Here is a 25,952-nt window from a genome sequence, read left to right on the forward strand (position 1 = left end):
ATATCATGCGTTTGACATTGTCCACGTTGGTTCTGGGACTTTTGGTCGCTCAAGGTGCAATGGCCGCCGGTGACGGCACCGCTGCAGTTGGCGGTGGTATTGGCGGTGCGCTAGGTAACGTGGTTGGCCAGCAAATGGGCGGCAGCACGGGTGCAGCGATTGGCGCCGGTGTAGGCGGCGCGGCAGGTAGCGCAGTCGGCGCGAACAAAGGCAGTCGCACAGAAGCGGCTATTGGTGGTGGTTTGGGGTCGGCCGGTGGCTCGGTGATCGGCAATAGCCTGGGTGGCAAGACCGGTTCGACCATTGGCGCAGGCCTGGGCGGCGCGGCGGGTGGTGCGGTAGGCAACAACTTGGGTAACGATAGCGGCAGTTCGCACTCCGGTAGCGGCCACAATCATAAGCATAAAAACAAGCACAAGAATCACTGATTCGACATCGAGCTACATCAGAAACCCGGCCTCGCGCCGGGTTTTTCATTTCTGGAGCAGGACTCTGGAACGTTTGGTCGTGGGCCGCCTCGAACTTCATACACCCCAGAATGTTAAGAGGCATGCCATGACTCCTGAAACCGAAGGCAAGGAAGAAAAAGGGCCGAGCGGGCTTCCGTTCATTAACGATCCGGGAAACGAAGATCCAGGCTCACTGATGGATGACGCAACAGTGCCGCTCAATGATTCCGATGAGGCGGGCGACGTCGAAAATATCGAGTTCGAAGACGAGGATGAGGACGAAGATGACGATTGAGCCTGCTGTGCGACGGATTTGACCGATCGTCTCTCTGATCGAACGCAATGCAGGGCACAAACCTCAAAACTTCAGGGCCTTTTTTTCAGGCCCCACGAGAGGTGCCTTATGAACGCAGATCCGAAAGACTCCGACTTCGACGATACCCCCGAATATCCGCTGCCTTCACCGACCAATCCCCTGAGTCGTGATCAACGTCCGCCTGATGATGCTGGTGTGGAGCAAGTGCCGAGCGACGATGTGAAGCGCTCTGATGTGGAAGCAGACCTGAAAGATCCAGACAATGCCGGGGATGGTCGTTCGGGTGGGCGAGTTTAGGTAGATGTATATGAGTCGATGCGTAGTCGTTAATGCGATACCCATGCCCAGCTAATTGCTGGGCTTATGGAGAGCGTTAATTTTTACGTGCTTGGCACCTCATGCTAGTGTGCTAGCCGACCAAGTTAAGGGAGCGGGGAATAAACCAATTTATTCTGCCAACGAGGTGATCCAGTGATTGTAAAAATCCCTTTGTTGTTGAATATCATGTGTGATGTCGTTTTCTTCGAAGTCAAAAATGTTGACCACATCTTCATTTTCAGCCGGTTTCCCCATCTGAAGTTCATACGCCACTACGCCGCCAGACATTTGGGATGACATACGTGAAGGATAAACATTGAGTTTGGCGCCTTTGCATAGAAACTTTACTTCTGGAAAATCTGCTCGCAACAGTCCAAGACATGCATAAAGATCATGGCCTGTGTATGTTCTTCTTAAGCCGTTTTCCATTATGAAAGTTAAGGTTCGCTTTTGCCGGTCGCATTCGATAGTGGCTTTTTTAGTGACTCCGTGGGTGTTGATAGATATTTCTATTATTTTCATGATTACTTCCTGCGCGGGTTAGGGGTTGAGTAGCCCTTATAGCTACCATCGGCATTGACGGGAGTAACGCCGAGGATGTCGTGGCTGTCTATTCCTCCTGGGAACGCGATTTCAACCTCCTTGCGGTGAGGCGAAATCATGCCGAGCCTTTTATTCACATCTATGCCGCGAATGTTTTTTATTACGTAGACGAAGCCATCATCAAAACCGTATCCCGTTGCGAACTTTATGGCCTCCTTTTCCGAGGTCGAAGTACTGACAAAAAAACTGGGAGGGCTTCGGTTGTCCAAGGCATGCAAGTAGAGATCCATGCTGTCTCCCAAGGGCTCAAACCCCGTTTCAAAAATCTCCCAGTCTTCTCGGGAGTCTCCGCGGTACAAATACCGATTTATTGGTTTCGTGGATGGAGCGCCGGGCTCCCCCTCATCAACCTTCGCCGTCCCCGCCGGATCCTCATCCCCAAACGCCGGCCGCTTACACCCATCCCCACCCGGACACTCACTCAACCCCAGCGGATCAACCCACCCCGCAGGGTTTCGCGTGTACTGATACCCGTTTAACCCGCCCGCCAACTTGCTCGGATCCGGTGTCAGATACCGTCCAACATCCGGATTGTAGTAGCGATGCCGGTTGTAATGCAGGCCAGTCTCCGCATCGAAGTACTGCCCCTGAAACCTCAATGGTTGATCAAGCACCTGATGGGTGTCGCGGTTGAGGCGAGTCAGGCGGCCATAGGCTGTGTATCGGGCAGCCCAGATGATGTCGCCGCTGTAGTCGGTGAGTTCTTGCGGCGTACCCAGGTGATCGAGTTGGTAGTAAAACGGGCAAGCCTTGCGCGGGCCTTTGCCGTCGAGCATGGCCAATGGGCGGAAGCTGCCGGGTTCGTAGACGTAGCTGCGGTAGTGTTCGCGGCTGCTTTCGGCGACGAGATGGTCGCCTTGCCAGAAGAACTCGGTAGTTTTGCCGTCGACGGTTTTGCTGATGCGGCGGCCGAAGGCGTCGTAGCGGTAGGTCGCGTGGCTGCCATTGGGCAGGGTGGCGCCGATCAGCCGATGTTGGCAGTCGTAGCGGTATTCGGTGACGAGTTTTTGCCCGGTGCCGCGGCGCTCGCGGATCAGGTTGCCGAAGGCGTCGTAGTCGTAGTGGCGGTCGCCTTGCATCAGCAGGCGGTTGCCTTTGACGGTGGTCGGGCCTGGACGATCCTGCATCAGCAGGTTGCCCGCCGGGTCGTGGGCGAAGCTTTCCGGTTGTTGATCGCGGGAATGACGGACGCGGATCAGGCGGTTGAGCGGGTCGTATTGGTAATTGCGTTGGCCGTGACGGGTGTCGGCGATGCTGTCGAGATTGCCGTTGGCGCTGTAGGCATAGTCGCGGCGATACAGCGGTTGGAGGTGTTGGCTGACAGCGTGGGCTTTCAGGCGGCCCTGGTCGTCATACTGATAATCACTGAGCAACAGGCCTTGTTGGCGATTTAGTTCGCGCCCGGCGAAGAACGTATGCGATGTCAGTCGCGCGCCGTTGAGGTCGATCGCCGTCAGCGCGCCGCCCTTGGCGTGGTGGTAATCGAGTTTGCTGCCGTCCGGCAGGCGCAGATGGTTGAGTTGACCGCAGGCGTCATAGCCATAACGCAACGTGCCCCAACCCTGATGCTCGGTGATCAGGCGGTCCTGTTGGTCGTACTCAAATTCCAGCGGATGGTCGTGGCCATCGTCGACGCCGATCAGTCGGCCGAGGCTGTCGTAGCGGTATTCAACCTGGATGCCGTCGGGCAGCGTCTTGACCAACAGGCGTCCGGCCGAGTCCCGCTCATACGCCGTCACCAGCTGCGAGCCGTCCTCGCCGAACTCGGTTTTCTCCAGCAACTGGCCATTGAGGTCGTAGGTGTACGCCGTGCGTTGGCCGTCGAATCCGGTTTCCTGTCGGATCAAGCCGTTGGGCGTGTAGTCCAGGCGATATTTTTCGCCGGATTCGTTTTCGATTTCCGTGAGTAACAGCTGGGCGTTGTCGTAGCGGTACCTCAGCTGAGTACCGTCGGCATTGAGGCGACGGCTGACCAGGTGCAGGTCGTCGAGGTATTCGTAGCGGGTGACGCGACCCAGTTCATCGCGTTCGGCGGTGATCTTGCCGTAGGCGTTGTAGCTGAACGCGCGGCTGGCGCCGGTAGGAAGCGTGGTCTGGATCAGTCGGCCAACGGCATCCCATTGGTACTGGGTGACGGCGCCGTGTTCGTCCTGACGGGTAATCTGCCGCCCCAACGCGTCGTAGGAAAACCGCCGCTGACCGCCGTCCGGCAAGGTTTCTTCGAGCAGTTGCCCCAGGGCGTTCCAGACGAACACATGCCGGCTGGTGTCCGGGTAGCGGATCGACAGCAGTTGCCCTTTGTCGTCGTAGTAATAGTGGGTGACCTGACCGTCGGGATCGGTCGCTTCGGTGACGTCGCCCTGGGCGTTGCGTTGATATTTCCACACCGCTTTGCCGCGATAACGCGCATGCAGGAAACCGCTGCGATACGCGTAGGCCGTCGGTTCGTCGTCCGGCGGAATCAGCGCAACCAGCCGTCCAACTTCGTCGTAACGGTATTCGGTGACGGCGCCGAGCGGGTCCTGCTCGGCCAGCAACCGACCGTGGTCGTCGTAGGCCTTGAGGTGCTCGCCGCCGTCCAGTTCGACCTTGCGCACCAGCCGCGCCCGGTCGTCGTGTTCGTAAATCTCTTCGCTACCGTCGGCGTTCTTGACCAGCACACTGCCGTTGTCGTCCCAGACATAACGCGTGTCCATCTGCGAAAACGACGCCCAATGCCGCACGCACCGGGCCGCCTTGCCGGCACGCTCCCACTCCCAGTAGAAACTCGCCCCACCGGCCAACTGCCGTTGCAGGATGACGTGCTGATCGTCGTAGTCGTAACGTTCGCTTTCTCCGGCGGCATTGGTTGCTTCGATCAAGCGATGACGAGCGTCGTAGCGGTAGGCAACCAGAGTTTGTTCAGTACGCCAGGCGTCTTCCAGGGTGTCGGCCGGCTGAAAACGCTGATACTCGACGGCGATCATGTGCCGGCGGTCATAGCGCAACAGAAGGGAACGCCCTGCGCCGTTATCGAGGCGTTTGATCCTGTCAGACGTATCCCGTTGCACCGTCAGCCGATTGCCATAGGCATCGCTGATCGCTGTCAGACGTCCTGCACGAAAGTGGAAAAACCGCGCTTTTTCTCCAGCCAGGGCGAGGATCAGTTCTTCGGGTTCATCGCCCAGATAAATCGCCGCCCGCGACAGGCTGTTGTGGATCGCCGGGCGTTCGCTGGTTGGCAACGGGAAGGTGGTGCGACGGTTTTCGTGGTCGATCCAGAGGACGGTGTCGCCATCGATTTCCAGTCGATGAGACAGCGAATGGCTCCAGCCGAAGCCGAGGCCGTCATCGATTTCAGCGGCACTGGTGCGATAGAGCCGGGTGAAGTCGAACGGCAAAATCCCGTCCAGCGCACCGTCGGTGAGGGTCAGCAGTTCCTCGCCCGTGACCATCGATACCGGACAGCCATGGGTACAGGTCAACGGTCCGCAATCGGCGCTGTCACCGTTGGGGCTTTTCGCTTGAACCGGGGCATCGTCGCGATGTTCCTGCCTGACCATCCGGGTCATGGCTTCAGACTTGTCGCGAGCAATGGCCAGCGGATTCTTCACCGACAGAACCGGCGCAACACCCGTGGTGATTTGCAGCGACACGGCGGGCGCAGGATTGATTGGTGCCTTCCGGGCATTGACCATCAGCGGTTTGAGCGCGCCAGCGTGGGCTGTCAGGTCGGACTTGGCGGTGAGCCCAGCCAATCGCAGACTGGCGGCCGCCAGCCATTGCCGGGCCTGCGGGGACTTGATCCTGGACAGCACCTTCTCACTCAGGCGCAACTCCAGTCCCGCAGGACCGGTAAGGCACATGAGCAGGAAACTGATCAATATCTGCGTACGAATTTCCGCCACGACCTCGGCGATGTACTGCGGCGGCAGCATCCTCAGCCAGCTGGTGAACGCCGCAAGATGAATGAACATCAACGGCTCGTCGCTCAGCATCAGCAACACGTTGGCGATGGACTCCGCCGAAGCATTCAGCAGCGTTTCAAGCTCGGATCGGGTCAGGTATTCAAGGAGTTTTTCGCTGTTGGCCTGCAGGTCAGCGATCAGGGCGTAAATCTGTTTCACGTCATCCCACAAACCGTTCAGCGAGTTCTCGAAGCCGCGCCAGTCGGCCTGTTGCAGCATGCCGTAGCGCTTGATGAAACCGGCCTGGGAGAACCCGGCCCACGCCGGTTCGAACTCGGTCGTCCACTCGTTGCGCAACCAACCTTCCAGCTCGCCGATGACGCCCTGATAGGAGGCGTAAAGGGCTTTGACGTGATCAGCGGATACATCGGGAAAGAAGGTGATGCGATAACGCTGGCCGCGCGGGCAATCGGAGATTTCCAGGATGCCGCTGGGGCCGATCTCGTCGTAGATCGGCTCGCCAAACGTCTGCTCACCCGCCACGTCGGAAAGCAAAGGTTCAAGCATCACTGGTGTATTGCCGATCGGTACGAAGCGCGCAGCCTCAAACATATGCACCAGGGTCAACGGACCGTTGGCCGGGCACGCGGCGACTGTCGAGCTGACTGGCGTGGTGGAATGCTTCGGCGCGCTTAGACGGACTTCGTTGCCGACCTTGAATACTTGCTCGACATCCAGGGCCTTGCCGGTCCAGAAACTTTCAGCCCAGGCGTCGTAGTCGTTCAGGCACAGTCGAAAATCACTCAATACCGTTTCGACATTCGGCTGCTCAGGGTCCATGGCGGCGACCACCAGCAGCCCGATGGTGTTGTTCAAGGCCAGGAGGTTGTCAGGTATGAACATTCGCAGTCCCTCGCGCGGATCAATTCAGAGCGCGAGACTTTGCGGGGGATCGGCGGGGAAAGAAGTCGGGAAAGTAAGTGTTTGGTGTAGGGGAAATCGCTAAATGACGAAGAGCACGTCGGCGCAGGTTTTACTATCGATCAGGCATTGGCCGTTGCCCTATGCCCGCCGCGCTCGCTATGCTGCTGAATCCTTTAATCGATCGCGGACCCGGCCGTACCTGAGCCGCCTCTGGGATGTCATTAGAAAACGGATCAGATGCGATGAATGCACCGCTGAATGAATTCGGCCCGATCAAGGCCGTGATTTTTGATATGGACGGCTTGTTACTGGATACCGAGGGCATTTACACCGAAGTCACGTCCATTATTGCTGCGCGTTACGGTCGGGTCTTCGACTGGAGCGTCAAGCAGAACATCATCGGCCGTGGCGCGGGTGATCTGGCGCGTTATGTGGTCGAGGCGCTGGACCTGCCGATCACCGCCGAAGAGTTCCTGGTGATCCGCGAACCGCTGATGCGCGAGCGTTTTCCTACCGCGCTGGCAATGCCTGGCGCGCAGGAGCTGGTTCGGCACTTGAAGGCCAACAATATTCCGATCGCGGTGGGCACCAGCTCTTCGCGTCAGTCGTTCGGACAGAAAACCACCTTGCACCGCGATTGGTTCGCGCTGTTCGATTTCATCGTGACGGCTGACGATCCGGAAGTCGGCGCGGCTAAACCGGCGCCGGACATCTTCCTCACGGCGGCGCGGCGCCTGGGTGTCGCGCCTGAGGATTGCCTGGTGTTCGAGGATTCGCCGTTCGGTGTCACGGCGGCGAAAGCGGCGGGAATGACCGCGATTGCGATCCCGGATGCGGCGATGGCTGACGAAAAATACGCACACGCTGACGGCATTCTTCGTACGCTGAAAGCGTTCAAACCAAGCGCTTGCGGTTTGCCGGCGCTCGAATGGGCTTGATGCAGAAAGTGTGGGAGCGGCGGTGCGACGATTCGACTTGCTCGCGAAGAGGGAGTATCAGCCAACATTAATGTCGGCTGACACAACGCCTTCGCGAGCAAGTCGAATCGTCGCACCGCCGCTCCCACATTTTTTAGATTGCGTTTAAGTCATCAGGCGCCGAAACCACCGTCGATGGTCAGGCTGGCACCAGTGATGTAGCCGGCTTCGGGACCGACGAGGTAGGCGACGAAGCTGGCGATTTCTTCCGCTTTGCCGTAACGACCCACCGCCATCAACGGGATCAGGCTTTCGGCGAAGTCACCACTGGCCGGGTTCATGTCAGTGTCGACCGGGCCCGGTTGCACGTTGTTGATGGTGATGCCGCGCGGGCCGAGGTCGCGCGCCAGGCCTTTGGTCAGACCGACCAGCGCCGACTTGCTCATGGCGTACGGTCCGCCACCGGCGAAGGGCATGCGGTCGGCGTTGGTGCTGCCGATGTTGATGATGCGACCGCCTTCGGTCATGTGTTTGGCCGCTTCCTGGGTGGCGATGAACACGCTGCGTACGTTGATGGCCAGAGTCTGGTCGAAGTCTTCGAGTTTAAAATCCTCCAGCGGTGCGATGGCCAGAACGCCTGCGTTGTTGACCAGAATGTCCAGGCGACCAAAGGCTTTTACGGTGGCGGTCACGGCGTTGCGAATGGCCTCGGCGTCGGCGCTGTCAGCCTTGATGGCGAGGGCTTTGCCGCCGTTGCCGGTGATGCTGTTTTGCAATTCTTCGGCTTTGGCCGTGGAGCTGACGTAGGTGAAGGCGACTGTCGCGCCTTCAGCGGCCAGGCGTTTGACAATGGCGGCGCCGATACCGCGGGATCCGCCCTGAATCAAAGCCACTTTGCCGCTGAGGTTCTGAGTAGTCATATCGATCTCCAAAGTCCCGAGGCGAGATGCCTGGGTTGATGGAGCCTAGTATCGATTCAGGATTACCGGCTGTGTAGACAGTAATTACGATAGTCTGTGTAAACCAAAAGTTTATAGTGGCGCTTATGGAAACCTTCAGCAGTATCGAATGCTTCGTGCGCAGTGCCGAGGTCGGCAGCTTCGCCGAAGCCGCGCGCCGCCTGAGTCTGACCCCGGCGGCGGTGGGCAAGAGCGTCGCCAAGCTTGAGGCGCGACTGGGTGTGCGGCTGTTTCAGCGCAGCACTCGCAGCCTGACGCTCACCGAAGCGGGTCATCGGTTTCTCGGCGAAGTGAGTTCCAGTCTTCACACGATCCAGAATGCCGTGGCCAATCTGGCCAGCGCCGAGGGGCTACCCGCGGGGACGTTGAAGGTCAGCATGGGCACGGTGTTTGGGCGGTTGTATGTCGTTCCGTTGCTTGGGGAGTTTCTGCGGCGTTTTCCGGCGATCAACCCGGACTGGCATTTCGATAACCGTCAGGTCGATCTGATCGCTCAGGGTTTCGATGCGGCGATTGGTGGCGGATTCGAGCTGCCGCAGGGGGTGGTGGCGCGCAAGCTGACACCGGCCCATCGGGTGTTGGTCGCGTCAGCCGATTATCTTGCAGGGCGTGAGGTGATTACCGAGCCCGATGATCTCAAACATCACGATGGCATCCTGATTCGATCACCGCAGACAGGTCGTGTGCGTTCCTGGCAATTGACCAGTCATACCCAGCAACACAGCCCGCTGACGCTCAAGGCGCGGATGACCATGAGCGATTCGGAGGCGGCCTGCGCCACGGCCGCCCAAGGGTTGGGCATTGCGCTGGTGAGCATGCCGTTTGCCGTGGGCTACCTGGAGGCCGGGACCTTGCAGCGGGTGTTGCCGGACTGGTTTGTCGACGATGGCAACATTTCCATTTATTACGCTGAACACAAACTGCTGCCGGGCAAGACCCGGGCGTTTGTGGATTTCATCATTGAGCAGTTTGCGGAGCAGGGGTTGGGGCAGCGGTTTAGTGCGCTCTGAGCCAGGCTTGAGACCAAGTTGCGGCCTTCGCGAGCAAGCCCGCTCCCACAGGGGATTTGTGAACGCCGCAGGTCAAATGTGGGAGTGGGCTTGCTCGCGAATGGGGCGACTCGGTTTAACGCCGCGAATTCAGTGCCCAAACCGCGCCGGCCAGCCAATAATTTTCTTCGGCCGCGGTGTCGCATAAGTCCGCACTTTGGACGTCGACAACCCCAATCGCACCAACGACTCGGCAATCGTCACCGCCGCCGTCACACCATCCACCACCGGCACGCCAGTGCGCTGACGAATCTGTTCATCCAGCCCGGCCATGCCGCCGCAGCCCAGGCAAATCACCTCGGCCTTGTCTTCAAGCACGGCCAATTCCGCCTGACGAATAATGGCCTCCAGCGCACGCTGAGGATCGGATTCCAGTTCCAGCACCGCCAAACCGCTGGCCCGCACCGATGCGCAACGGTCCCAGAGTCCGGACAGTTTGAGGCGATCCTCGATCAGCGGCACGGTGCGGTCCAGCGTGGTGACCACCGAGTAGGCATGGCCGAGAAACATGGCGGTGCTGGCCGCCGCATCGGTGATGTCCACCACCGGCACGTTGAGCAACTCCTGCAAACCCTCGCGGCCGTGTTCGCCGTAACCGGCCTGGATCACGGCGTCGAAGGGTTGGTCGTAAGCCATCACCCGGTCCATCACCGCGATGGCGGCCAGATAACTTTCGAAATTGCCTTCGATGGAGTCAGCGCCGAAGTAGGGCGTCAGGCCGATGATTTCCGTGCCCGGCGCGGCCACGGACTGAGCCGAACGCGCGATGGCCTGGGTGATGGATTCGGTGGTGTTGACGTTGACCACGAGAATTCGCATGGGAAGTCCTTATAACGGGTGGTTCTGCGGCCCGACGGTGCCGGGCCGCCAAGGGATTAATGGCTGACGTTATCGACGGCGATGGCTTCACCGCTGACGTCTGCGTAATGGGGCTGCCGTATGGCGATGATCAGGTAGAGCATCCCGGCGATCCCGGCGCCAATCAGCCAGGAGAAAGGCGATACGCTGTCGAAGCCCGGTACCAGCGCCAGGACAATGGCGATCAGTGCGGCAGGAATGAACGCCGCGACGGCGCGTAAATTGACTCCGCGGCTGTAGTAATAAGCGCCGTTGGGGTCTTCGCTGTACAACTGCGGCACGTTGACCTGACCTTTTCGTACGAGCCAGTAATCGACCATGATCACGCCGTACAACGGACCGAGCAGGGCGCCGAGGCCGGACAGGAAGTACACGATCACCAGCGGGCTGTTGTAGAGGTTCCACGGCAGGATCAGTACCGCGATGGTCGCGCTGATCAGCCCGGCGCGGCGGAATGTCAGGTATTTAGGCGCCAGGTTGCTCAGCACGAAGGCCGGGGCGACGAAGTTGGCCATGATGTTCACCGCCACGGTGACGATCAGGAACGCCAGGCAACCGAGCACCAGAAAGAAGGTGTTGGGAATCGAGGCGATGATCTCGGTCGGGCTTTCGATGATCCGTCCATTGATCTGAAATTGCGCACCGCAGAGCAGGACGGTGATGCTGGCGAACACCAGAATATTCACCGGCAGGCCCCAGAAATTGCCGACCTTGATGGTCTTGCGGCACGGCGAAGAACGGGCGAAATCGCAGAAATTGAGGATCAGCGTGCCGTAGATCGACAGCCACAACGCGCCACCGGCAAAGATGTTGCGCCACATCTCGCCACCGGTCAGTGGTTCGCGGATCGACCAGGCGATGGTCGCGTTGGCCTGAAAGTACATCCACGCGGCGAGGGCGGCGACAGTCAGCAGAATCACCGGCCCGGCGAACGCCTCGTAACGCCGCACCATCTCCATGCCATAGGCGAGGATCGCCAGTTGCACGAACCAGATCGCCACGAAACACACCCAGCCCAGGCTCGATAAACCGAGGATCGAGTTGTGGTCGTAGTCGGCGAAGCCTGGATGAACCGCGGTCAGCAGTACCCGAAAGACCACCGAGGCCAGGTACGTCTGAATCCCGAACCAGGCAATGGCGATAACGGCACGGATCAATGCAGGAATCTGCGCCCCGTGAATGCCGAAACTGATCCGGCTGATGACAGGAAACGGTACACCGGTCTTTTGTCCCATGTAGCCGGAGAGGTTCATGAAGCAATACACCAACGCCGCGCCGATCCCCAGGGACAGCAGGATTTGCCAGCCGCCCAGGCCGAGGGCGTACAGCCCGATGGCGAATGAGTAATTGGCGATGTTGTGAACGTCGTTTGTCCACAGGGCGAAGATGCTGTAGCGGCCCCAACGTCGACCTTCGGCCTTGGTCGGCGCCAGGTCCTTGTTGTGCAGGCGAGGGCTGAGTACGACGGGTTCTTGAAACGTTTGGTCGTGAGGGGTTGAAGTGGGGGAGGAGGGCAGATCCAGCGCGATGTTGTTAGTGGAGAGGCTAGTACGCATTCCGGCAGGCTCCGAGCTTGGCGTCGCGATGACTGTGCATGAGCGTTGGCTCGACAAATCTTCGTCGCGGGCAGTCAGCATCATTGGTTACGGGGCATCTGCAGCCTGTACGGGATAGGGCGCTTCAGGCTTGCGGATCTAAAGTGTGTGTATGTTTTTATATGATTGTATACAAAACATGTATGCACTTAAGCCAAATCCATGCCAGTCAGCGATCTATGAAATCTATCTTTAATTTCGTTTTGTTATCTATTCGCGATAAGTAACTGAAATTAAGACGATATAAATTGACTGTTTGAACAGGTATTTATTTTTCAGCGGGATTTGTGCGAAAGGTCGACTGAGGAAGTCGGGGCTGGGGTGTGTAACTTTTTGGGGCGCTGAAATGAAAAGTGCACACAGAAATGGCACCTATGGTGACATTTCTGTGTACACATTTTTGGAGCCGATCATAGAACCTGTGGGAGCGGGCTTGCTCGCGAAAGCGGACTGACATTCAACATGGATGTCGAATGTGAAGGCCGCTTCGCGAGCAAGCCCGCTCCCACATTTGGATCTGACAAGACCGGGGGGTTATTCCTTGGATTTGCTGATGATATTGCCCGCATGCAGCCCGCATTCTTTCTGCGTCGCTTCTTCCCACCACCAACGACCTTCGCGCTCGTGCTGGTTTGGCAACACCGGACGAGTGCAAGGCTCGCAGCCGATGCTGATGAACCCGCGTTCGTGCAGGCTGTTGTACGGCAGCTCCAGCATGCGGATGTAACCCCAGATCTCTTCACTGGTCATTTGTGCCAGCGGGTTGAATTTGTACAGGGTGCGTTCCGGGGTGGAGAACGCGGTGTCGATTTCCAGCACCGCGACGGCGCTGCGAGTGCCAGGGCTCTGATCCCGACGCTGGCCGGTGGCCCAGGCCGTCACTCCCGAGAGCTTGCGACGCAGTGGCTCGATCTTGCGGATGCCGCAGCATTCGCCATGGCCGTCCTTGTAGAAACTGAACAGGCCTTTTTCCTTCACGAAAGGTTCGAGCTTGGTGTAGTCCGGCGACACCAGTTCGATGTCGATCTTGTAGTGTTCGCGCACCTGATCGATGAAGCGGTAGGTCTCGGGGTGCAAGCGGCCAGTGTCGAGGCTGAACACTTTGACGTTCTTGTTCAGCTTCCAGGCCATGTCTACCAGCACCACGTCTTCGGCGCCGCTGAAAGATATCCACAGGTCATCGCCAAACTCGGCGAACGCGAGTTTCAGGATGTCCTGGGCGGATTTGTTGGCATAGGTCGTGGCGAGTTCCACGACGTCGAACGTTGGGCTCATCAGGGCGGCTTCCTACAGGTCGGTGGCGCTGGGCGCTCTATATGGCCCTGATGGTAACAAAAACCTACGGCACCTGGCGCGCCCTCTGCGTTGCGCAGGCTTGCCTGAGTCGCTAGAGTTCGGCAGTCCTTTTGCTCGCTCGACTCAATAATCAATACAAATGGGAGTGTCTTGTGGAAATTGCCTGTCTGGATCTTGAAGGTGTACTGGTCCCGGAAATCTGGATCGCCTTCGCCGAAAAAACCGGGATCGAGTCTCTGAGGGCTACCACCCGGGACATCCCCGACTACGACGTGCTGATGAAGCAGCGTCTGCGGATTCTCGACGAGCACGGCTTGAAACTCACCGACATCCAGGAAGTGATCGCCACGCTCCAGCCGCTGGACGGCGCCATCGAGTTCGTCAGCTGGCTGCGTGAGCGCTTTCAGGTGGTGATTCTGTCGGACACGTTCTACGAGTTCTCCCAGCCGTTGATGCGTCAACTGGGCTTCCCGACCTTGCTCTGCCATCGTCTGATTACTGACGATTCCGGTCGGGTGACGAGCTATCAATTGCGTCAGAAAGATCCCAAGCGTCAGTCGGTTTTGGCGTTCAAGAGCCTTTACTACCGAGTGATCGCGGCGGGGGATTCCTACAACGACACCACGATGTTGGGTGAGGCGGATGCGGGGATTCTGTTCCATGCGCCGGACAATGTGATTCGCGAGTTTCCGCAATTCCCGGCGGTGCACAGCTTTGAGGAGCTGAAGCAGGAATTCATCAAGGCTTCCAACAGGGCCTTGAGTTTGTAGTCATCAAATAGGGCCTCATCGCGGGCAAGCCACGCTCCCACAGGTTTTGTGTCGAACCACAATTGTGCGATCAACACAAAACTTGTGGGAGCGGGCTTGCCCGCGATGCTTTTAGAGGTTTTGCAGGGTATCGAGCAACACCTTCACCTTGGTAATCGATTCCTGATACTCGGCCTGCCACTCCGAGTCCGCGACGATCCCGCCACCGCCCCAGCAACACACCTGCCCATCTTTCACCAACAAGCTGCGAATCGCGATCGAACTGTCCATCTCGCCACGCACATCCAGATACAGCAGCGAACCGCAGTACAACCCGCGCCGGGTCGGTTCCAGCTCGTCAATAATCTGCATCGCGCGAATTTTCGGTGCACCGGTAATCGAGCCGCCAGGGAAGCTGCCAGCGATCAGGTCCAGGGCGTCCCGGTCATCCGCCAGTTCTCCGGTCACGCTGCTCACCAGGTGATGCACGTTCGGGTAGCTTTCCAGGCTGAACAACTCCGGCACCCGCACCGACCCAATACGGCAAGTACGGCCGAGGTCATTGCGCAGCAGGTCGACGATCATCAGGTTTTCCGCGCGGTCCTTGGGGCTGGCCAGCAGTTCGGCGGCGTTTGCCGCATCTTCGGCAGCGGTCAGTCCGCGAGGGCGGGTGCCTTTGATCGGGCGGGTTTCCACATGGCGTTCGCTGACTTTGACGAAGCGTTCTGGCGACAGGCTCAACACTGCACCGCCGTCGGGCAGGCTCTGAAAACCGGAAAACGGCGTCGGACATGCCGCCCGCAGCGCGCAATACGCGGTCCATGGATCGCCCTGGCACTGAGCGCGGAAACGCTGGGCGAAATTGACCTGGTAACAGTCGCCGGCCTGGATGTACTGCTGAATGCGTTCCAGCGCGTGGCGATACTCGTCAGCGCTCAGGTCGGCTTTCATCGGGGCTTTCAACTTGAAAGGCTCGACTGCTTCAGCCGTGGGCTCACTGAATAGCGTGATCAGACGCTGACGTTCGCTGTCGATCAGCGACGGGTGGAATACCAGCTGACTTGTACTCAGTTGGTGATCGCTGATCAGTGCCCAGTCATACAGCCCGAAACGTGCGTCGGGCAATTGCAGATCATCCTGCGCCTGACTCGGCAGGTTTTCCAGATGCCGACCGAAGTCGTAGCTCAGGTAACCGATGAGGCCGCCAGCGAAGGGCAAATCGTAAGGAACAGCCGCTTCACCGAGTCGTGTCAGATTGTCGCGAAGGCGTTGCAGGAAATCGCTGCCGCTTTCGTCAGGCAATACGGCTATTTGCTCCAGCGGCCAGGCACTGAGCAGGTCATAACGTCCACGCTCGGCGCTCGGCCGACCACTGTCGAGCAGCACGGCACCGGGGGCATGACGAATCGCCGCGAAGTACTCGGCGGGGTTGGCGCAATAGGGGAGCGGGTGTACGGAACAGGTCAACATGGGCGGGGCAGATCAGCCATCGAGGCGGGGGTGGCGATTGTAGTCTTCTCGGGGAATTGCTCCTAGAGGGGATGTCGGGGATTGCTAGATTGGAGACAGGGTTGAGGGCGGTGGTGCCTGGGAGTCAGTCTTCGCGAGCAAGCCCGCTCCCACATTTGGAATGCATTCCCCTGTGGGAGCGGGCTTGCTCGCGAAGGGGGCGACTCGGTTTTGGATCAGCCCTCAACCGCCGGAATATGCCCAAACATCTCCTGAACAAACTCAACTCGTTCCCGCACCGTCTCAACAACCCCGCGAGCCTTCAACTCTTCCAGCCGCGCTTCAACCGCATGGGTGCGCAATGTCAGCCCGCAATCATTGGCAATCTGAATGTTCAGCCCAGGCCGGGCGTTGAGCTCAAGAATCAGCGGCCCTTTTTCCTGGTCCAGCACCATGTCGACACCGATGTAACCCAGCCCGCACAGCTCATAGCAGCCGGCGGCAAGTTTCATGAAACCGTCCCAGTAGGGCAGTTGCACGCCGTCCACCGCGTTGGTGGTGTCCGGATGTTTGGCGATGATGTTGTTCAGCCATGTCCCGCGCAACGTCTGCCCGGTCGCGAGGTCGACACCGACGCCGATGGCGCCCTGGTGCAGGTTGGCCTTGCCGCCGGACTGGCGCGTCGGCAAGCGCAGCATGGCCATCACCGGGTAACCCATGAGCACGATGATGCGGATGTCCGGCACGCCTTCATAGCTGATGCTTTTGAAAATCTGGTCCGGGATCACCCGGTATTCGATCAGCGCGCGGTCGCGGTGCCCGCCCAGGGAATACAGGCCGGTGAGGATGCTCGAGATATGGTGCTCGAGTTCCTCATGGTCCATGATCTTGCCGGAGACTGTGCGATAGCGCCCCTCGAACCGGTCGGCAACCACAATGATGCCGTCACCGCCCGCGCCCTGGGCCGGTTTGATCACGAAGTCGTTGCGCCCGCCGATGATCTCGCCGAGGTTGTCGATTTCTTTTTCGGTAGAGATCACGCCGTACAGTTCCGGCACATGAATGCCGGCGGCGATGGCGCGTTCCTTGGTGATGATCTTGTCATCGACAATCGGGTACAGACTGCGCTTGTTGTACTTGAGCACGTAGTCCGCGTTACGCCGATTGATCCCCATGATGCCCCGGGCTTCCAGGGCCTTCCAGGTTTTCCAGAAGCCGAACATCAGGCGTCAGCCTTCTTCAGGAAGGCCTTGAAACGCACCAGTTCGGTCAGGCGGTAGCCGCGATAGCGACCCATGGCCAACATGAACCCCACCAGGATCAACAGTGTCGCCGGGAAGGTGAACACGAAGTAAACCAGCTCTGGAACGCTCATGATCAGGTGCGCCAGCGACGCGGCGAACAGCGTACCGATCGCCACTTTCATGGCATGGCCGGAGCCGCGTTCTTCCCAGGTAATCGACAGGCGTTCGATGGTCATGGTCAGAATCACCATCGGGAACAGCGCCACCGACAACCCGCGTTCCAGACCGAGTTTATGGCTGAAGAGGCTGATCGCCGCGATCAGCACCACCACGAAAGTCAGCACCACCGACAGCCTCGGCAGCATTTGCAGCTTCAAGTGTTCAAGGTAGGAGCGCAGCGACAGGCCCAGCGCCGTGATGATCGTAAACAGCACGATACCGAAGCCGAGCTGGGTTTCCCGGAACGCCAGGGCGATCAGCACCGGGGTAAAGGTGCCGAGGGTCTGAATGCCGATCAGGTTGCGCAGGATCAAAATCACCAGCACACCGATCGGGATCATCACCATGATCATGAAGGTCTGCTGGGTTTCCAGCGGCAGGCCGTACAGCGAGTATTCGAGGAAGTTGGCGTCGGTGTTTTCGTCGGTCAGCTTGGCCAGGCGAATCGCGTTCATTTCGCTGTTGTTCAGGCTGAAGGTCACGTTGGCCTTCTTGCCGCCATCGACGGTGATCAGGTTGTCGTCGCCGGTCCACCACAACAGGCGATCGGTCGGCAGGCCCTGTTCACCGGTTTCCGGGTTGAAGTACAGCCAGTCGGTGCCGTTGAAACTGCGCAACCACAGTTCCGGCGTTTGCGGTTGGTCGGCCACCAGACGAATGGTGTGGACCTTTTCTACTGGCACGTGCGCGATGGACAGCACCAGCTCGACGATTTTCGCCTTGTGCCCGGGGGACGGATCGCCGCCCAGCAACAGCTTCACATTGTCGTCGTTGAGATTGTTGACACGCTTGATGGCTTCGCCGATGAAGGTTTCGACGTCGGCCGAGTGTTGGCGGATCGGTGCGAGCAGGGCTTCGGCGGCGACTTTTTCCGCGCCTTCGACGGCGATGCTGTCACGGAAGGTCGGCCCTTTGACCTTGGATTTTTCACCGGTGTAGCGCTTGGTCAGCACCAGGCGGTAATAAAGCGTTTGATTGCCTTTGGCCCGACGTGCCGACCAGGTGACTTTGCGGTTGCCGTCGGCACGGTTCACGGCCACGCCGTAGTTATTGGAAATGAAGCTCTCGTTGAGGCTGACGTAATCACGGCTCAGCGGTGGCACGAACATCTGAATCTTGACCGGGTCTTTGGTGCTGGCGACGAACTCGACTTTGGCGTCGATGTTCCACAAGTCGTCGGTGGCGTCTTCGGTCACGGGGATGCCGAGCACGAAGATCTGATAGGCCGTGACTGAAATACCCAGCACCACCAGGATGGCGATCAGGAATTTCAGGTGAAGGGTAAGAGAGCGCATTGGAATTACTCTGCGGTATGAGCGTCGGTGGCGCAGGCGGGTTTGCCAGCAGCGTATTTAAGACTGGGGTCGACCAGCGCATCGAAGCGTTTCAGCGCTTCGGAGCCGATCAGGAGCGGGTATTGGAAGGCGCTGCGGTCGGTCAAGTTCACTTCGATACTGCGTAAAGCCGAACCCATGCAGATATTCAGCTCGATCACCGGACGGGCGGTGTACTTCTTGCCTTCTTCCGGGTCGTAGTCGCCGGCCCTGCGCTTGATCTTGCTGACGCGGGCCAGTGGCCGTTCGATCGGATGCGAATGCGCAGCGTCGATGGCCAGATAGAAGCGCACCCAGGATTCGCCATTGCGTTTGAAACGTTTGATGTCACGGGCACTCAGGGAAGCGGTTTTCGCCCCGGTGTCGAGTTTGGCGGCGACTTCCAGGTTGATGCCGTCCAGGGAGGCGTACTCGTTGAGGCCGTAGACAGTCTTTTCCCCCGCCGCGGCGAAACCGGGCAGGCAAAGAAGATAAAGGAAGGTGGGGAAGGGCTTGAGTCTCATAAATCCTGGTGCGCAGCGGTCCGTACTTCTATTCAAGACCCTGGCATCGCTGCGCAAGCTCCCTCGTATGCCTATCAACTGTTTATGACAGGCAGTGCAGATGTCACAAACAAATGCGGCCGGCATTCTAGCACGGTGGTTTTATGGCGCCAGCGCTGGCGGGCGGCTATAAACAGCTGTGCTGCTTTGTTATGGTGCGGCCGGTTATTAGACGATTGTCGACAATACCGATTTTCTCTTTGACTATTCGGTCTGTATTCGCTAGTTTTTGCGGCATCCGCTTACAAGGTGTCGACAATATGCTGGATCAACTCGATCCCCCGGTCATTGCCCAAGACGATTCAGAGACACTTTCCGAGAACGTCTTCCGGCGCATTCAGGCGGCCATCGTCAAGGGCGAGATCGCCCCGGGCAGCAAGATCTCCGAGCCGGAACTGGCGCGCACCTATGGCATCAGCCGCGGGCCGTTGCGTGAGGCGATCCACCGTCTGGAAGGCCAGCGCCTGCTGGTTCGCGTGCCGCACGTCGGGGCGCGGGTGGTTTCGTTGAGCCATGCCGAGCTGCTGGAACTCTACGAAATCCGCGAATCCCTCGAAGGCATGGCCTGCCGTCTGGCGGCCGAACGCATGACGCTCGAAGAAATCGACGAACTGCGCCGGGTCCTCGAAACCCATGAGCGCGATGCGGCGTTTCAGGCCGGAGTCGGCTACTACCAGCAGGAAGGCGATTTCGACTTCCATTACCGAATCATCCAGGGCAGCGGCAACCGCACCCTGACGCAGATGCTCTGCGGCGAGCTCTATCAACTGGTGCGCATGTACCGCATCCAGTTTTCCACCACGCCCAATCGTCCGCGTCAGGCCTTTGCCGAGCACCACCGAATTCTCGACGCCATCGCCGACCGTGACGGTGAGCTGGCCGAGTTGTTGATGCGCCGCCACATCGGCGCCTCCAAACGCAATATCGCTCGTCATTACCAGGACGGCGCCAACCAGACAGCCACTGAACGAGGTGAGTCATGAGTTCCAACAAGAGCACTCCAGGCCAGCGATTCCGCGATGCGGTCGCCAACGAACATCCGCTGCAAGTGGTCGGCGCGATCAATGCCAATCACGCGCTGCTGGCCAAGCGCGCCGGTTTCAAGGCTATTTATCTGTCGGGTGGCGGGGTGGCTGCCGGCTCCCTCGGCGTGCCGGACCTGGGCATCACCGGCCTGGATGACGTGCTGACCGACGTGCGCCGCATCACTGACGTTTGCGACCTGCCGCTGTTGGTGGACGTGGACACCGGTTTCGGCTCCTCGGCGTTCAACGTTGCGCGCACCGTCAAGTCGATGATCAAGTTCGGCGCGGCGGCGATTCATATCGAAGACCAGGTGGGCGCCAAGCGTTGCGGTCATCGTCCTAATAAAGAGATCGTGTCCCTGCAGGAAATGGTCGATCGCATCAAGGCAGCTGTTGATGCGCGCACCGATGACAGCTTCGTGATCATGGCCCGTACCGACGCCCTCGCAGTGGAAGGTCTGGAATCCGCTTTGGATCGCGCCGCCGCGTGCATCGAGGCCGGCGCCGACATGATTTTCCCGGAAGCCATCACCGAACTGGACATGTACAAGCTGTTCGCCAGCCGCGTGAAAGCGCCGATCCTGGCCAACATCACCGAATTCGGCGCGACGCCGCTGTACACCACCGAGCAACTCGCCGCTGCCGATGTGTCGCTGGTGCTGTACCCGCTGTCGGCGTTCCGCGCGATGAACAAAGCCGCCGAAAACGTCTACACCGCGATCCGCCGCGACGGCACGCAACAGAACGTGATCGACACCATGCAGACGCGCATGGAGCTTTACGATCGCATCGATTACCACACCTTCGAGCAGAAGCTCGATGCGTTGTTTGCCGCGAAGAAGTAATTGTAGGAGCGAGCCTGCTCGCGATGGACGCCAACGATAACGCGGTGTCCTTAATGCACCGAGGTGTTCCGTCCACCTTCGCGAGCAGGCTCGCTCCTACAAGTTTCCCTAACAAATTCAAGAAAAACTGGAGACAGCAATGGCCGAAGCAAAAGTACTCAGTGGCGCCGGGCTCCGTGGCCAGGTTGCCGGGCAAACCGCACTGTCCACCGTGGGCCAGTCGGGCGCAGGCCTGACCTATCGTGGCTACGACGTTCGCGAACTGGCGGCTGACGCACAGTTCGAAGAAGTGGCCTACCTGCTGCTTTACGGTGAACTGCCGACCCAAACCCAACTCGCCGCTTACATCAGCAAACTGGGCAAGCTGCGCGACCTGCCGCAAGCGCTGAAAGAAGTGCTGGAACGCATCCCCGCCGACGCCCACCCGATGGACGTGATGCGCACCGGTTGCTCGTTCCTGGGCAACATCGAACCGGAGAAAGACTTCTGCGAACAACACGACGTGACCGACCGTTTGCTCGCCGCGTTCCCGGCGATCATGTGCTACTGGTATCGCTTCAGCCATGACGGCAAACGCATCAGCTGCGTGAGCGACGAACAATCCATCGGCGGCCACTTCCTGCACCTGCTGCACGACAAGAAGCCGAGCGAGTTGCACGTCAAAGTGATGAACGTTTCGCTGATCCTCTACGCGGAGCACGAGTTCAACGCCTCGACGTTCACCGCGCGGGTTTGCGCCTCGACCCTGTCGGACATGTATTCGTGCATCACGGCGGCCATCGGTTCGCTGCGCGGTCCGCTGCATGGCGGCGCCAACGAAGCGGCGATGGAAATGATCGAGCGCTTCAGCTCGCCGCAAGAGGCCGTCGAAGGCACCCTCGGCATGCTTGCGCGCAAGGACAAGATCATGGGCTTCGGTCACGCGATCTATAAGGACAACGATCCGCGCAACGAGGTGATCAAGGGCTGGTCGAAAAAACTCGCCGAGGAAGTGGGCGACACCGTGTTGTTCCCGGTTTCCGAAGCCATCGACGCAACCATGTGGGAGCAGAAGAAACTGTTCCCGAACGCCGACTTCTACCATGCGTCGACGTACCACTTCATGGGCATCCCGACCAAGTTGTTCACCCCGATTTTCGTCTGCTCGCGCCTGACCGGCTGGGCGGCGCACGTGTTCGAACAACGTGCCAACAACCGCATCATCCGCCCGAGCGCCGAGTACGTCGGCGTCGAACAGCGCAAGTTCGTGCCAATCGAACAACGCTGAATGGTGTGGGCTCCCGTGCTGGTTGCTGAATGAACCGGAAACCACTGTGGGAGCGGGCTTGCTCGCGAAGACGGACTGACATTCAACATTGATGTCGACTGATACACCGCTTTCGCGAGCAAGCCCGCTCCCACATTTGACCGAGTTAACTTCAGGAGCAGTGCCCGGCGCCTCCCTTTGAAATCACCGTGACCGAGTCCTGACGATGAATACTGAATTCCGTAAACCGCTGCCCGGCAGCCATCTGGATTACTTCGACGTCCGCGCGGCTGTCGAGGCCATCCAGCCCGGCGCCTACGACACTCTGCCGTACACCTCCCGCGTGCTGGCGGAAAACCTGGTGCGTCGCTGCGACCCGGCCACGCTCACCGAATCCCTGAAGCAATTCATCGAGCGCAAACGCGACCTCGACTTCCCATGGTTCCCGGCCCGCGTGGTGTGCCACGACATTCTCGGCCAGACCGCGCTGGTCGACCTCGCCGGCCTGCGTGATGCCATCGCTTTGCAAGGTGGCGACCCGGCGCAAGTGAACCCGGTGGTGCCGACGCAATTGATCGTCGATCACTCCCTGGCCGTCGAGCGCGGTGGTTTCGATCCGGAGGCGTTCGAGAAGAACCGCGCCATCGAAGACCGTCGCAACGAAGACCGTTTCCACTTCATCAACTGGACCAAAAAAGCCTTCAAGAACGTTGATGTGATCCCGCCGGGCAACGGCATCATGCACCAGATCAACCTGGAGAAAATGTCTCCGGTGATCCAGGTGCGCGACGGCGTGGCGTTCCCCGACACCTGCGTCGGCACCGACAGCCACACTCCGCACGTCGATGCACTGGGCGTGATCGCCATCGGTGTCGGCGGCCTGGAAGCGGAAAGCGTGATGCTCGGCCGCGCGTCGTGGATGCGTCTGCCGGAAAGCGTCGGCGTCGAATTGACGGGCAAGCTGCAACCGGGCATCACCGCCACCGACATGGTGCTGGCGCTGACCGAGTTCCTGCGTCAGCAAAAAGTCGTTGGCGCATGGCTGGAGTTCTTCGGCGAAGGCGCCTCGGCACTGACCCTGGGCGACCGTGCGACCATCTCCAACATGGCCCCGGAATACGGCGCCACCGCCGCGATGTTCTACATCGATCAGCAGACCATCGACTACCTGAAACTCACCGGCCGTGAAGACGAGCAGGTGCAGTTGGTCGAGAGCTACGCCAAGACCACAGGCCTGTGGGCTGACAGCCTGAAAGGCGCGCAATACGAGCGAGGGTTGACCTTCAACCTGTCCTCGGTGGTGCGCAACATGGCCGGCCCGAGCAACCCGCACGCCCGCGTCGCCACTTCCGATCTCGCCGCCCAAGGCATCTCTGGCCAGTGGACCGAAGTGCCCGGCCAGATGCCGGATGGCGCAGTGATCATCGCCGCCATCACCAGTTGCACCAACACCAGCAACCCGCGCAACGTCATCGCCGCCGGCCTCCTGGCGCGCAATGCCAACAAGCTCGGGCTGACCCGCAAGCCGTGGGTCAAATCGTCCCTGGCGCCGGGTTCGAAAACCGTGGCGTTGTACCTGGATGAAGCCGGCCTGACCACCGAACTGGAGCAACTTGGCTTCGGCATCGTTGCCTTCGCTTGCACCACCTGCAACGGTATGTCCGGCGCGCTGGACCCGGTGATCCAGCAAGAGATCATTGACCGCGACCTGTACGCCACCGCTGTGCTGTCCGGTAACCGCAACTTCGATGGCCGGATCCACCCGTACGCCAAGAATGCGTTCCTTGCTTCGCCGCCATTGGTCGTGGCTTACGCCATTGCGGGCACCATCCGTTTCGACATCGAAAAAGATGTGCTGGGTGTGGTCGACGGCAAGGAAATCCGCCTCAAAGACATCTGGCCGAGCGACGAAGAAATCGACGCGGTGGTGAAAGCGTCGGTCAAGCCGGAGCAATTCCGTCAGGTCTACATTCCGATGTTCGCCATCCACGAAGACACCGGTCCGAAAGTGACGCCGCTGTACGACTGGCGCGAGATGAGCACCTACATCCGCCGTCCGCCGTACTGGGAAGGCGCGCTGGCCGGGGCTCGTCCGCTCAAGGGCATGCGCCCGCTGGCGGTGCTGCCGGACAACATCACCACCGATCACCTGTCGCCTTCGAACGCGATCATGCTCGACAGCGCCGCCGGCGAATACCTGGCGAAAATGGGCTTGCCGGAAGAGGACTTCAACTCTTACGCAACGCACCGCGGTGACCACTTGACCGCGCAACGCGCCACCTTCGCCAACCCGAAACTGTTCAATGAAATGGTTCAGGAAAACGGCAAGGTCAAACAGGGTTCGCTGGCTCGCGTGGAGCCGGAAGGCAAAGTGATGCGCATGTGGGAAGCCATCGAAACCTACATGGAACGCAAGCAGCCGCTGATCATCATCGCAGGCGCGGACTACGGTCAGGGTTCGTCCCGCGACTGGGCGGCCAAAGGCGTGCGTCTGGCGGGTGTGGAAGCGATTGCAGCCGAAGGCTTCGAGCGCATTCACCGCACCAACCTGGTGGGCATGGGCGTGTTGCCGCTGGAATTCAAACCGGGCACCGACCGCAAGACATTGGGCATCGATGGCAGCGAAACCTACGACGTGATCGGCGAGCGCACCCCGCGTGCCGAGCTGACGCTGGTGATCAACCGCAAGAACGGCGAACGCGCCGAAGTGCCGGTGACCTGCCGCCTCGACACCGCCGAAGAAGTGTCGATCTATGAGGCCGGCGGCGTGCTGCAACGCTTCGCTCAGGACTTCCTCGAAGAATCGGCGGTTGCCGTTTAACACGATGAGTTCGGGTGGGGCCACGCGGCCTCGCTCGATCCTAAAAGGAACATCATGGCTCACGCACCTCAAATCAGAATCCCCGCCACCTACATGCGCGGCGGCACCAGCAAAGGCGTGTTCTTCAGCCTAAAAGACCTGCCTGAGGCAGCACAGGTTCCAGGCCCGGCGCGCGATGCCTTGTTGCTGCGCGTGATCGGCAGCCCCGACCCGTACGACAAGCAAATCGACGGCATGGGCGGCGCAACCTCCAGCACCAGCAAAACCGTGATCCTGTCGAAAAGCATCAAGGCTGATCATGACGTCGACTATCTGTTTGGTCAGGTGTCCATCGACAAGCCTTTCGTCGATTGGAGTGGCAACTGCGGCAACCTGTCGGCGGCGGTCGGTTCGTTTGCCATCAGCAATGGTTTGGTGGACGCCAGCCGCATCCCGCACAACGGCGTTGCCGTGGTTCGCGTGTGGCAGGCCAACATCGGCAAGACCATCATCGCCCACGTGCCGATCACCAACGGTGAAGTGCAGGAGACCGGTGATTTCGAACTCGACGGCGTGACCTTTCCGGCGGCTGAAGTGCAGGTCGAATTCATGGACCCTGCAGCGGAAGAAGAGGGCGGCGGCGGTTCGATGTTTCCTACCGGTAACCTGGTGGATGACCTCGAAGTGCCTGGCGTCGGAACCTTCAAGGCGACCATGATCAATGCCGGTATTCCGACGATTTTCGTCAATGCCGAAGACATCGGTTACACCGGCACCGAGCTGCAAGGCGCGATCAACAGCGACCCAAAAGCGTTGCTGATGTTTGAAACCATTCGGGCTTACGGCGCATTGCGCATGGGCCTGATCAAGGATCTGGACGAAGCGGCCAAGCGTCAGCACACGCCCAAGGTTGCCTTTGTGGCCAAGCCTGCGGACTACGTGGCTTCGAGTGGCAAAGCGATTGCGGCGGCTGATGTCGATCTGCTGGTGCGGGCGCTGTCCATGGGCAAATTGCACCACGCGATGATGGGCACGGCGGCGGTGGCGATCGGTACGGCGGCGGCGATTTCTGGCACGTTGGTGAACCTCGCAGCAGGTGGTATCGAACGCAATGCCGTGCGCTTTGGGCATCCGTCCGGTACGTTGCGGGTGGGGGCTGAAGCCAGCCTGGTGAACGGCGAGTGGACCGTGAACAAAGCCATCATGAGTCGCAGTGCGCGGGTGTTGATGGAAGGTTACGTCCGCGTGCCGGGTGATTCTTTCTAAAACACGCCAAACCACTGTGGGAGCGGGCTTGCTCGCGAAAGCGGTGTGTCAGCTTGCATTGA

General features: G+C 59.5%; 21 protein-coding genes. 11 read left to right on the top strand and 10 right to left on the bottom strand.

The features are described from left to right. Nucleotides 1-5: 5 nt before the first annotated feature. The 3 genes from KW848_RS14970 (at nt 6) to KW848_RS14980 (ending at nt 1,062) form a co-directional block, all read left to right on the top strand. Entirely contained in the window at nt 6-428 is a 423-nt protein-coding gene (locus tag KW848_RS14970; protein WP_218537320.1) for a glycine zipper domain-containing protein, read from the top strand. 127 nt (nt 429-555) lie between these two features. Beyond that, the gene (locus KW848_RS14975; RefSeq protein WP_218537321.1) at nt 556-744 is read left to right on the top strand and encodes a hypothetical protein; all 189 of its coding nucleotides are present in this window, start codon (nt 556-558) and stop codon (nt 742-744) included. Nucleotides 745-852: 108 nt separating this feature from the next. Continuing rightward, nucleotides 853-1,062 (top strand): hypothetical protein, encoded by a 210-nt coding sequence (locus KW848_RS14980; RefSeq protein WP_218537322.1) that lies wholly within the window; start codon nt 853-855, stop codon nt 1,060-1,062. Nucleotides 1,063-1,212: 150 nt separating this feature from the next. Here the strand turns inward: KW848_RS14980 and KW848_RS14985 are convergent, their stop codons facing one another. Next, nucleotides 1,213-1,605, bottom strand: coding sequence for a hypothetical protein (locus KW848_RS14985; RefSeq protein ID WP_149631591.1), 393 nt, complete (start codon nt 1,603-1,605; stop codon nt 1,213-1,215). A 2-nt stretch (nt 1,606-1,607) separates the two neighbouring features. Then, nucleotides 1,608-6,476, bottom strand: a complete 4,869-nt coding sequence (locus tag KW848_RS14990; RefSeq protein WP_218537323.1) for an RHS repeat-associated core domain-containing protein — start codon at nt 6,474-6,476, stop codon at nt 1,608-1,610. A gap of 263 nt (nt 6,477-6,739) precedes the next feature. Here KW848_RS14990 and KW848_RS14995 point away from each other — a divergent pair, with 263 nt between their 5' ends. Next, nucleotides 6,740-7,435, top strand: coding sequence for an HAD-IA family hydrolase (locus KW848_RS14995; RefSeq protein ID WP_218537324.1), 696 nt, complete (start codon nt 6,740-6,742; stop codon nt 7,433-7,435). Between the two features lie 152 nt (nt 7,436-7,587). Here the strand turns inward: KW848_RS14995 and KW848_RS15000 are convergent, their stop codons facing one another. Then, a complete protein-coding gene (locus KW848_RS15000) occupies nt 7,588-8,334 on the bottom strand; it encodes a 3-oxoacyl-ACP reductase family protein (RefSeq protein WP_192407033.1) in 747 nt (248 codons plus the stop codon). Nucleotides 8,335-8,459: 125 nt separating this feature from the next. Between KW848_RS15000 and KW848_RS15005 the strand changes: the two genes are divergently transcribed. Beyond that, the gene (locus tag KW848_RS15005) at nt 8,460-9,383 is read left to right on the top strand and encodes a LysR family transcriptional regulator (RefSeq protein ID WP_218537325.1); all 924 of its coding nucleotides are present in this window, start codon (nt 8,460-8,462) and stop codon (nt 9,381-9,383) included. Between the two features lie 129 nt (nt 9,384-9,512). Here the strand turns inward: KW848_RS15005 and KW848_RS15010 are convergent, their stop codons facing one another. From KW848_RS15010 to KW848_RS15020, 3 genes are all read right to left on the bottom strand, one after another. Further along, complete coding sequence (locus KW848_RS15010; protein WP_218537326.1) at nt 9,513-10,241, bottom strand: aspartate/glutamate racemase family protein; 729 nt, start codon at nt 10,239-10,241, stop codon at nt 9,513-9,515. Between the two features lie 56 nt (nt 10,242-10,297). Beyond that, on the bottom strand, nt 10,298-11,836 hold the full coding sequence (locus tag KW848_RS15015) for an NCS1 family nucleobase:cation symporter-1 (RefSeq protein WP_218537327.1): 1,539 nt from the start codon (nt 11,834-11,836) through the stop codon (nt 10,298-10,300). Nucleotides 11,837-12,409: 573 nt separating this feature from the next. Beyond that, nucleotides 12,410-13,150, bottom strand: coding sequence for a phosphoadenylyl-sulfate reductase (locus KW848_RS15020; RefSeq protein WP_008145995.1), 741 nt, complete (start codon nt 13,148-13,150; stop codon nt 12,410-12,412). A 173-nt stretch (nt 13,151-13,323) separates the two neighbouring features. On the opposite strand from KW848_RS15020, the gene thrH reads away from it, so the two are divergent. Continuing rightward, a complete protein-coding gene (gene thrH, locus KW848_RS15025; protein WP_192407043.1) occupies nt 13,324-13,941 on the top strand; it encodes a bifunctional phosphoserine phosphatase/homoserine phosphotransferase ThrH in 618 nt (205 codons plus the stop codon). Nucleotides 13,942-14,052: 111 nt separating this feature from the next. Here the strand turns inward: thrH and pabB are convergent, their stop codons facing one another. The 4 genes from pabB to KW848_RS15045 all read right to left on the bottom strand — a co-directional run bounded on the left by pabB (nt 14,053) and on the right by KW848_RS15045 (nt 18,669). Then, the gene (gene pabB / locus KW848_RS15030) at nt 14,053-15,390 is read right to left on the bottom strand and encodes an aminodeoxychorismate synthase component I (protein ID WP_218537328.1); all 1,338 of its coding nucleotides are present in this window, start codon (nt 15,388-15,390) and stop codon (nt 14,053-14,055) included. A 215-nt stretch (nt 15,391-15,605) separates the two neighbouring features. Beyond that, a complete protein-coding gene (locus tag KW848_RS15035; protein ID WP_218537329.1) occupies nt 15,606-16,592 on the bottom strand; it encodes an alpha-L-glutamate ligase-like protein in 987 nt (328 codons plus the stop codon). Beyond that, entirely contained in the window at nt 16,592-18,127 is a 1,536-nt protein-coding gene (locus KW848_RS15040; protein ID WP_218537330.1) for an inactive transglutaminase family protein, read from the bottom strand. Before KW848_RS15040 ends, KW848_RS15035 begins: the two co-directional genes overlap by 1 nt. Before the next feature lie 5 nt (nt 18,128-18,132). After that, nucleotides 18,133-18,669: an ATP-dependent zinc protease gene (locus KW848_RS15045; protein ID WP_074874996.1), complete on the bottom strand. Its 537-nt coding sequence runs from the start codon at nt 18,667-18,669 to the stop codon at nt 18,133-18,135. A 302-nt stretch (nt 18,670-18,971) separates the two neighbouring features. Between KW848_RS15045 and KW848_RS15050 the strand changes: the two genes are divergently transcribed. The 5 genes from KW848_RS15050 (at nt 18,972) to prpF (ending at nt 25,890) form a co-directional block, all read left to right on the top strand. After that, nucleotides 18,972-19,691, top strand: a complete 720-nt coding sequence (locus tag KW848_RS15050; RefSeq protein ID WP_177327884.1) for a GntR family transcriptional regulator — start codon at nt 18,972-18,974, stop codon at nt 19,689-19,691. Continuing rightward, the gene (gene prpB / locus KW848_RS15055) at nt 19,688-20,578 is read left to right on the top strand and encodes a methylisocitrate lyase (protein ID WP_218537331.1); all 891 of its coding nucleotides are present in this window, start codon (nt 19,688-19,690) and stop codon (nt 20,576-20,578) included. Before KW848_RS15050 ends, prpB begins: the two co-directional genes overlap by 4 nt. Before the next feature lie 139 nt (nt 20,579-20,717). Further along, complete coding sequence (gene prpC / locus KW848_RS15060) at nt 20,718-21,845, top strand: 2-methylcitrate synthase (RefSeq protein WP_111450650.1); 1,128 nt, start codon at nt 20,718-20,720, stop codon at nt 21,843-21,845. A gap of 205 nt (nt 21,846-22,050) precedes the next feature. Then, the gene (gene acnD / locus KW848_RS15065) at nt 22,051-24,645 is read left to right on the top strand and encodes a Fe/S-dependent 2-methylisocitrate dehydratase AcnD (protein ID WP_218537332.1); all 2,595 of its coding nucleotides are present in this window, start codon (nt 22,051-22,053) and stop codon (nt 24,643-24,645) included. A 54-nt stretch (nt 24,646-24,699) separates the two neighbouring features. Continuing rightward, nucleotides 24,700-25,890: a 2-methylaconitate cis-trans isomerase PrpF gene (prpF, locus tag KW848_RS15070; protein ID WP_218537333.1), complete on the top strand. Its 1,191-nt coding sequence runs from the start codon at nt 24,700-24,702 to the stop codon at nt 25,888-25,890. Nucleotides 25,891-25,952: the final 62 nt, after the last annotated feature.

It is taken from the genome of Pseudomonas sp. PDM25, assembly GCF_019219045.1.
GTDB lineage: Bacteria > Pseudomonadota > Gammaproteobacteria > Pseudomonadales > Pseudomonadaceae > Aquipseudomonas.